This is a genomic window from Sphingopyxis sp. SCN 67-31 (genome assembly GCF_001725095.1).
On sequence record NZ_MEFH01000138.1, the window covers coordinates 1 to 7,836 of the forward strand.

The 7,836-nt window shown below is 66.9% G+C and carries 11 protein-coding genes; 8 read left to right on the forward strand and 3 right to left on the reverse strand.

Annotated features, from left to right (window positions below):
- On the reverse strand, positions 1-508 hold a 508-nt coding region (locus tag ABS88_RS21495; RefSeq protein ID WP_286750539.1), incomplete at its 3' end, for a LysR family transcriptional regulator.
- Positions 509-632: 124 nt separating this feature from the next.
- Between ABS88_RS21495 and ABS88_RS21500 the strand changes: the two genes are divergently transcribed.
- The 7 genes from ABS88_RS21500 (at position 633) to ABS88_RS21530 (ending at position 4,948) form a co-directional block, all read left to right on the forward strand.
- Positions 633-1,331, forward strand: a complete 699-nt coding sequence (locus ABS88_RS21500) for a pirin family protein (protein WP_286750540.1) — start codon at positions 633-635, stop codon at positions 1,329-1,331.
- Positions 1,332-1,418: 87 nt separating this feature from the next.
- The gene (gene wrbA / locus ABS88_RS21505) at positions 1,419-2,021 is read left to right on the forward strand and encodes an NAD(P)H:quinone oxidoreductase (protein ID WP_058812593.1); all 603 of its coding nucleotides are present in this window, start codon (positions 1,419-1,421) and stop codon (positions 2,019-2,021) included.
- A 5-nt stretch (positions 2,022-2,026) separates the two neighbouring features.
- Positions 2,027-2,851 carry a DODA-type extradiol aromatic ring-opening family dioxygenase gene (locus ABS88_RS21510; RefSeq protein WP_286750541.1) on the forward strand — a complete coding sequence of 275 codons (825 nt, stop codon included), beginning with the start codon at positions 2,027-2,029 and terminating at the stop codon, positions 2,849-2,851.
- Between the two features lie 7 nt (positions 2,852-2,858).
- Positions 2,859-3,542, forward strand: coding sequence for an RluA family pseudouridine synthase (locus ABS88_RS21515; protein ID WP_062900619.1), 684 nt, complete (start codon positions 2,859-2,861; stop codon positions 3,540-3,542).
- On the forward strand, positions 3,535-3,936 hold the full coding sequence (arfB, locus tag ABS88_RS21520; protein WP_003040293.1) for an alternative ribosome rescue aminoacyl-tRNA hydrolase ArfB: 402 nt from the start codon (positions 3,535-3,537) through the stop codon (positions 3,934-3,936). The genes ABS88_RS21515 and arfB overlap by 8 nt, the downstream gene beginning before the upstream one ends.
- A 12-nt stretch (positions 3,937-3,948) precedes the next feature.
- Entirely contained in the window at positions 3,949-4,536 is a 588-nt protein-coding gene (locus ABS88_RS21525; RefSeq protein WP_286750542.1) for an SOS response-associated peptidase family protein, read from the forward strand.
- Between the two features lie 88 nt (positions 4,537-4,624).
- Positions 4,625-4,948: a PilZ domain-containing protein gene (locus tag ABS88_RS21530; RefSeq protein WP_058812591.1), complete on the forward strand. Its 324-nt coding sequence runs from the start codon at positions 4,625-4,627 to the stop codon at positions 4,946-4,948.
- Here the strand turns inward: ABS88_RS21530 and ABS88_RS21535 are convergent.
- Complete coding sequence (locus tag ABS88_RS21535) at positions 4,945-5,370, reverse strand: EVE domain-containing protein (RefSeq protein WP_003040303.1); 426 nt, start codon at positions 5,368-5,370, stop codon at positions 4,945-4,947. The genes ABS88_RS21530 and ABS88_RS21535 overlap by 4 nt on opposite strands.
- A gap of 153 nt (positions 5,371-5,523) precedes the next feature.
- Between ABS88_RS21535 and ABS88_RS21540 the strand changes: the two genes are divergently transcribed.
- Positions 5,524-6,453 carry an isopenicillin N synthase family dioxygenase gene (locus tag ABS88_RS21540; protein WP_003040305.1) on the forward strand — a complete coding sequence of 310 codons (930 nt, stop codon included), beginning with the start codon at positions 5,524-5,526 and terminating at the stop codon, positions 6,451-6,453.
- Between the two features lie 42 nt (positions 6,454-6,495).
- Here ABS88_RS21540 and ABS88_RS21545 read toward each other — a convergent pair.
- Positions 6,496-7,836, reverse strand: a 1,341-nt coding sequence (locus tag ABS88_RS21545) for a M16 family metallopeptidase (protein WP_286750543.1), incomplete at its 5' end; no start/stop codon positions are given.

A 7,836-nucleotide genomic window follows, 5' to 3' on the forward strand; every position in this document is an offset into this window, starting at 1 on the left:
TGGCGATCACCGACGTCGTGATCGGCGCGATGGTGCGCGCGAGCAGGCTGCTGTCGTCGAGGCTGGCGACGCGCAGCGCCAGATCGAAGCCTTCGGCGATCAGATCGTGGCGCGCATCGCTGAGCGTCAGTTCGATCTCGACCGCGGGATGCTCGGCCATGAAGGCGGCGAGCGGCGCGCCGAGCACCTTGATCCCGAAACTCATCGGCGCCGCCAGTCGGATCGGCCCGGCGAGGTCGAAGCGGTCGCCATGCGCCGCCTCGGTCGCGGCGGTCGCAGCGGCCACCATCGCCCGCGCCTCCTCTAGCAGCCCGGCGCCCGCCGTCGACACGGTCACCGATCGCGAACTGCGATGGAGCAAGGTGATCCCGAGCGACGCCTCGAGCCGGCTGACCGCCTTGGACACGCTGGCCTTCGACAGGCCAAGCGCGCTTGCCGCGGCGGTGAAGCCGCCGCTGTCGGCCACCGCCACGAAACAGGCCCAGCCTTCATAATCGGGAAGCGCCACAAAATCCTCCAATTGGAAACGATAGGTTTCGATCTACGCTATTTCAGAAACAAATGCATCGCCTATCTTGGCCTCAACACGCCGCCCCCGATGTCCGGGATGGCGGCCAGAAAGGAGATGCCCGATGATCGACATTCGCAAGTTCGACACGCTGGGCCACGCCAATCACGGCTGGCTCGACGCCCGCCACCATTTTTCCTTCGCCGGCTATCACGATCCCGACCGCATGGGCTGGGGTGCGCTGCGCGTCTGGAACGACGATGCCATCGCGGCGCAGGCCGGCTTCCCGCCGCACCCGCACCGCGACATGGAAATCATCACCTATGTCCGCACCGGCGCGATCAGCCACCGCGACAGCATGGGCAACAGCGGCCGCACCGCGGCCGGCGATGTCCAGGTGATGAGCGCCGGCACCGGGGTGACGCACAGCGAATTCAACCTCGAGGACGAGGAAACCACGCTGTTCCAGATCTGGATCATCCCCGATCGCGATGGCGGCAATCCCGGCTGGGGCCAGCGCGAATTTCCGCAGGCCGACCGTTCGGGACGCTTCGTGACGTTGGCCAGCGGGATCGAGGGTGACGACGACGCGCTACCGATCCGCGCCGATGCCCGGGTCGCGGCCGCGACCGTGACCGCGGGGAGCCGCGTCGCCTATGATCTGGGCGCCGGCCGCCACGCCTATCTGGTCGCCGCCAAGGGCCGCATCCGCATCAACGGACAGGATGCCGATCCACGCGACGGCATTGCAATCCGCGACGTCGCAACGATCGAGGTCGAAGCGCTCGACGATGCCGAACTGGTGCTGGTCGACAGCCTCTGATCCCACCCCCTCGGGCCGCCGCCTGCCATCCCCCTCCCTTGCGGCGGCGGCCCACCCCTCTCCCTCCCGACTGAAAGGAAACCGAAGATGGCAAAGATTTTGGTGCTCTATTATTCGAGCTATGGACATATCGAGCAGATGGCCGACGCCGTCGCCGAAGGTGCGCGCGCCGCGGGTGCCGAGGTCGATATTCGCCGCGTCGCCGAAACCGCGCCCGAGGCGGTGGTAAAGGCCGCCGGCTTCAAGACCGATACCGCGCATCCGCTGCTCGGCGATCCCAAGCAGCTTGCCGACTATGACGCGATCGTCGTCGGTTCGCCGACCCGCTTCGGCCGCATGGCCAGCCAGATGGCGAGCTTCTGGGACACCGCCGGCGGCGTCTGGGCGCAGGGCCTGCTCACCGGCAAGGTGGGTGCGGCCTTCACCTCGACCGCGTCGCAGCATGGCGGACAGGAAACGACGCTGTTCAGCATCCTCACCAACCTCCTCCACTTCGGCATGACGATCGTCGGGCTGGACTATGGTTATGCCGGGCAGATGGGCGTCGATGAAGTCAAGGGCGGCGCCCCCTATGGTGCGACGACGCTCGCCGATGGCGACGGATCGCGCCAGCCGAGCGAAGCCGATCTCGGCGGTGCCCGCTATCTGGGCGAACGCGTCGCGAAAACCGCGGCGAAGCTCGCGGCCTGACCCCGATGCGCCGTCTGCCGAGCCTCTTTCTCTCCCACGGCTCGCCGATGATGGCGCTCGAGCCCAGCCCGGCGCGGGACTTCCTCGCCGGGCTGGGCGCCCGCTTGCCGCGTCCGCGCGCGATCCTGGTCGTCTCGGCGCATCACGACGCACAGTTCGAAGGCGGCCGGGCGACGGTCACCGCTTCGTCCGCGCCGCCGACGATCCATGATTTCGGCAATTTCCCCCAAGCGCTGTTCGACATGCGCTATCCCGCGCCGGGCGATCCGGCGCTTGCGCAGCGGACCGTGGACCTGCTCGCCGCTCAGGGCCTCGCCGTCGCCGCCGATCCCGACCGCGGGCTCGATCATGGCGCCTGGGTGCCGCTGTCGCTGGTCTATCCCAAGGCCGATATTCCGGTGGTGCAGCTTTCGATCGCCTCGCATGCGCCACCCGAATGGCATTATGCGCTGGGCCGTGCACTCGCGCCGCTTCGCGATGAGGGCGTGTTGCTGATCGGTTCGGGCAGCATCACGCACAATCTTCGCGCGCTCTTTTCGGCGCGCCTGCCAATCGGCGCACCCGCGCCCGCCTGGGTCACCGGCTTCACCGACTGGGTGGCCGGACATATGGCGGCGGACGCCGTCGACGAGGTGCTGCACGCCGTCGAACGCGCGCCGCATGGCCGCGACAACCATCCGACGATGGATCATATCCTGCCCTTGTTCGTCGCGATGGGTGCGGGGACCGAAGCGGACGGCCTGCACGCCGCACGGCTCCATGCCAGCACGACCTATGGCCTGCTGGCGATGGACGTTTACGCTTTCGGCGAAGGAGCGGCCCGCCTATAGGCGGGCGATGCTTCTTTCTGACCATATTCTGTTCCTCGATGGCGAGGCGCTTGTCGTCGACAAGCCCGAAGGCCTGCCCGTCGATCCGCCGCGCGACGGCAGCCTCAGCCTCGAAAACCATCTCGACGGCCTGCGTTTCGGCTTCAAGCGCTGGCCGCTTGCCGTTCACCGGCTCGACCGCGACACCTCGGGCTGCCTGCTGCTCGCGCGCAATCCCAAGGCGCACGGCCGTTTCACCCGCGCGTTCGAAGGGCGCGAGGTCGAAAAACAATATCTCGCGATCATCGACGGCGTGCCCGATGGCGATGGCGGCACCATCGACCTGCCCCTCGCGAAGACGTCGACCGCGGAGACCGGCTGGCGCATGGTCGTCGATCCGAATGGCAAGCCGTCGGTGTCGCACTGGGAAAAGCTTGCCGTTGTCGACGGGCGGGCGCTGCTGCGTTTCCGTCCCGAAACCGGCCGCACCCATCAGCTTCGCGTCCATGCGCTCGAGGGGCTGGGTCTGCCGATCGCTGGCGATCCCGTGTACGGCAACGGCCGCGGCAAGGACCGCACCCTGCTCCACGCCGAGCGGTTGGTGGTAAAACGTGACGTCAAGCCGTCAATAATTGCCGAAGCTCCCTTCCCCGCGCGCTTCGCCGCGCTCGGCTTTTCACCGCCCGAAGGCGCCGCCCCGACCCGTGGCTGACATTCCCGAAGCCGCGATTTCGGAAAAATTCCTCGCCGGCACCGGGCCGGGCGGCCAGAATGTCAACAAGGTCGCGACCGCGTGCCAGCTTCGCGTCGATGTGTTCGCTCTCGGCCTCCCGCCCGACGCCTACCGCCGTCTCAAGACGCTCGCGGGAAGCCGGATGACGGCGGCGGGAGAACTCGTGATTCTGGCGCGCAGCTATCGCACCCAGGAAGCCAACCGCGCCGATGCGCGCGCGCGGCTGAACGAGCTCGTCGATGCGGCGCTGGTCCGGCCTGAAAAGCGGATCAAGACAAAGCCGAGCAAGGCGGCCAGGGCGCGCCGCGTCGACGGTAAAAAGGCGCGCAGCGCGGTCAAATCGATGCGCGGACGCGTGCGATCGACCGACTAGGGCCGGGCGGGCATGCACCTCTATCGCCTCGACGCGACCGCCGAAATCGCCGCGCAGGCGCTCGGTGCCGATGCAGGGCGCGATCCCTGGGCCGGCGGCTATGTCACCCCCGGACGCCCGGCGCCGGTGGTCGTCGGCGACGGAAGCGCGCAGAGCCGCCCGTGGCTGCGCCCCAAGCTGTGGGGCGTCCCGCCGCCGCCGCGCGGCGACCAGCCGGTGACGACGGTGCGCAACCTTTCGAGCCCCTTCTGGATCGGCACGCTGCGTCATCCCGAACTGCGCTGCCTAATCCCCGCGACCCGCTTTGCCCTGTGGTCGGGGGCGGCCGGCGCGCGGCGGCAGCTGTGGGCCGCGCTTGCCGACCGGCCGGTCTTCGCCTTTGCCGGCATCCATCGTCAGGGCGAGGACTGGCCGAGCTTTGCGATCCTGACCGTCGAACCGAACCGCCTGCTTAGCCATCACAGCGCGCAGGCGATGCCGGTCATCCTCCGCCCCGGCGATTATGCGCGCTGGCTGACCGCCGACTGGCGCGACGCGGCCAGCCTCGTCCGTCCCTTTCCGGGGCAGGAGATGACGCTGGCCGAACACCCCATGGTATAGGCGATTTTCACCAATTCCGTCGACTTTGCGTTCACCAGCGCGGCGCTAAAAATGCGAATCGATAATCCGACCAGTGGGATTGAATACAGTGGCCAACGCCTGCACGACCGACACCGAAGATCTTTCGCCGCAAGGGCGCCGCGCCGAACGCGCCACCGTCCGCGGGCGCGCGCGCTATCGCGAAGCGGGCTTCAACCCGTTCGACGTCGAACTGTTCGACCTGTCGTCGACGGGCTTTCGCATGATCACCTTTTCGCGGCCGCAGATCGGCAAGCAGATATGGGTCAACCTGCCGGGCCTGCAGCCGCTCGAAGCGGTGATCCGGCGCGCCGACGGCAACAGCTTCGGCTGCGAATTCGTCTATCCGCTCCACCCCTCGGTGGCGGCGCACATGCAGTCGAAACTGCGCTAAGCTTCCGGCTTTTCCGACTTTTCCAATATATGCTTCCACTCGTCGGGCGTCACGCGCCCGACCGACAGGCGCGACAGGCGGATAAGGTCCATGTCGGCAAGCTTGGGGTCGGCCTTGATCGCCGCCAGCGTCACCGGATGCGCGAGCGGGCGCACGGGCGCGACGCGCACGATGACCCACGGCGATCCTTCCTCGGCGGTCGGATCGGGCGCGCTTTCCTCGGTAATGCGCATGATCCCCACGCATTCCTTGCCGATATTGCTGTGATAGAACAGCGCCTCGTCGCCGACCTTCATCGCCATCATGTTCAGCTTGGCGCTGTGGTTGCGCACGCCGTCCCACATGCCCGTGCCGTCCTTGACCAGGTCGTCCCAGCCATAGACGTCGGGTTCGGATTTCATCAGCCAATATTGCTTGCCCATGGCGGGGGCCTAGCCCAGCGCGCGCCGACGCGAAAGCATCCTTTTCCTCTTTCGCAACCGCGCCGACCCGCCTAAATCCTGATTCATGTCAAAGACGCGCCCCGGCGGGACCGGCATGGCGCGCCACAGCACCAACAAATGGACACACCCCTTATGACCGCTGCCGTTCCCGTTATTTCCATGTCGCTGCCCGACGATCGCTTCGCCCAGGATTTCGGCGGATCGTTCGAACGCTTCGGGTTCGCGATGATTACCGATCACGGCATCGACCCGGCGCTGATCGACGACGCCTGGACGAAAGCGAAGGAATTTTTCGCGCTCCCCGAAGCGGCGAAGCGCGCCTATCATATCGCGGGCGGTGGCGGCGCGCGCGGCTACACTCCTTTCGGCACCGAAATCGCGAAGGGCGCGAAGGAAGTCGACCTCAAGGAATTCTGGCACGTGGGCCGCGACCTGCCCGCCGGCCACCCGCTTGCCGCGCAACAGCCGAACAATGTCTGGCCGGCCGAAGTCGCGGGCTTTCGCGAAACCTATGACCGGCTGTTCGCCGAATTCGACCGCGTCGGCGGCAAGCTGCTCTCCGGGATCGCGCGCTACCTTGGCCTCGCACCCGATTTCTTCGACGACACGGTGAAGGACGGCAACAGCGTGATGCGCCTGCTGCATTACCCGCCCGTCGAAGGCCCGGCGAAGGGCATCCGCGCCGAGGCGCACGAAGATATCAATACGATTACCCTGCTGCTCGGTGCCGAAGAAGCGGGCCTCGAAATCCTCGACAAGGATGGGAGTTGGCTTCCGGTATCGCCGCCTGCGGGCGCTATGGCGGTCAATGTCGGCGACATGTTGCAACGGCTGACCAACAACCGCCTGCCCTCGACCACGCACCGCGTGCGCAATCCCGACGCCGGCCGCGCCAGCGTTGCGCGCTATTCGATGCCCTTCTTCCTGCACTTCCGTTCGGACTATCCGATCGTGACGCTGGATAATTGCATCGATGCCGAGCATCCGAACCTGTATCCGACGCCGATCACCGCCGACGAATATCTGCAGGAACGGCTCCGCGAAATCGGGCTCAAGAAATAGAACCGGGCCGCGGCCGCCCCGTCGGGCCGGCCGCGCGTCCCGCTATTTTCCGGCCTTGTCGCTGATCGCCCGGATCACCAGCGCCTTGTCGTCGACAAGATAGCGCTTGGCGAGCGCTTCAAGCTCGGCCGGCGTCGCAGCCTCGACTGCCGCGATGCCGTTGCGGCTGCGGTCGAGCCGGTCGGCGCGGCTCGTCGCCTCGGCGACATAGGCCAGCCAATAGGCATTTTCGCGCCGCGCCTTGGTCATCGCCTCGACCAGCGGCTTGCGCGCGCGGTCGAGCGTGTCGGCATCGACGGGTTTGTCGCGCAATTCCTTGGCGATCGCGAAGATCGCGGCGCGCGTCGTCGCCAGATCCTTGTAATCGACATTGCTTGCGGCGACGAGCCAGCCATAGCCCGGATATTCGTCCGACAGGCTGGCTCCCGCCGACGGGCTGTAGGTTTCGCCCAGCTTTTCGCGCAGTTCGTCGGTGAGCATGAGCTGCATCACGCGCGACAGCAGGTTGAGGCGCATCGCCTCGGTCAGGTCGCTGTCGTCGCGCGCCGGCCAATAGACGCGCAGTTCGGCCTGGTCGGCCGGCCCCTTGTGGATCAGCGTGCGTTCGCTGTGGTCGACCGGATAGTCGCGCTTGCGCGCGTCGCTGTGCGGATCGAACGCCGCGCGGCGCTCGGGCAGCGCGCCGAAGGTCGCCGCGATCGCGTCGATCGCCGCCTGTTCGTCGATATCGCCGACGACGCCGATCTCGATCGCGCCATGATCGAAACTGTCGGCGACCGCCGCTTTCAATTTGCTCCAGTCGAGTGCCATCATCGTCGCAAGCGGCGGCGTTTCCTCGCGCGGGTCACCGTTGGCAAGGATGCCGCCGCTGTCGCGCGCCATCACCGCGCCGGGCGTCGCATCATTGGCGGCATATTGCTGCGGCAGATAGCGACGGATCAGCGCGAGCCCGTCGGCGCGGTAGCCGGGGTGCGTCAGATAAGCCGCCATCAGTTCGGCCTGCGCAGCGAAATCGTCGGGCGAGGTGACGGCCTTGCCGCCAAAGGCGTCGGTATCGACGCCGAAGCTCGGGCTGACCGTCTTGCCCGCAAAAATGGTGCGCAGATCGTCGAGGCTATGCGCCTCCAGCCCGCCGAGGCTGATCGATCCCGCAAGCGCCACCTTGGTCGGGTCGTCGCGCGTCGCAAGCAGCGTCCCGCCGTCGACGCGCACCGACAGATAGACCTTGTCCTTCTGGAAATCGGTCTTCTTGATGTTGAGCATCACATTGTTGGCGAAGCGGATGCGCCGGATGCCGAGGTCGTCGATGCGGTCGTCGCTGACGATCGTGCCGGGCGTGCCGAAATTGTCATAGGCAAAGGCCGCGCTCTGCGCCTGCGCCGG

Excerpts from the sequence above, each read along its gene's own strand:
- ABS88_RS21540 (WP_003040305.1), top strand. The coding sequence starts at position 5,524 with ATGACCGCTGCCGTTCCCGTTATTTCCATGTCGCTGCCCGACGATCGC.
- ABS88_RS21510 (WP_286750541.1), top strand. The coding sequence starts at position 2,027 with ATGCGCCGTCTGCCGAGCCTCTTTCTCTCCCACGGCTCGCCGATGATG.
- wrbA (WP_058812593.1), top strand. The coding sequence starts at position 1,419 with ATGGCAAAGATTTTGGTGCTCTATTATTCGAGCTATGGACATATCGAG.
- ABS88_RS21535 (WP_003040303.1), bottom strand. The coding sequence starts at position 5,370 with ATGGGCAAGCAATATTGGCTGATGAAATCCGAACCCGACGTCTATGGC.
- ABS88_RS21515 (WP_062900619.1), top strand. The coding sequence starts at position 2,859 with ATGCTTCTTTCTGACCATATTCTGTTCCTCGATGGCGAGGCGCTTGTC.
- ABS88_RS21525 (WP_286750542.1), top strand. The coding sequence starts at position 3,949 with ATGCACCTCTATCGCCTCGACGCGACCGCCGAAATCGCCGCGCAGGCG.
- ABS88_RS21500 (WP_286750540.1), top strand. The coding sequence starts at position 633 with ATGATCGACATTCGCAAGTTCGACACGCTGGGCCACGCCAATCACGGC.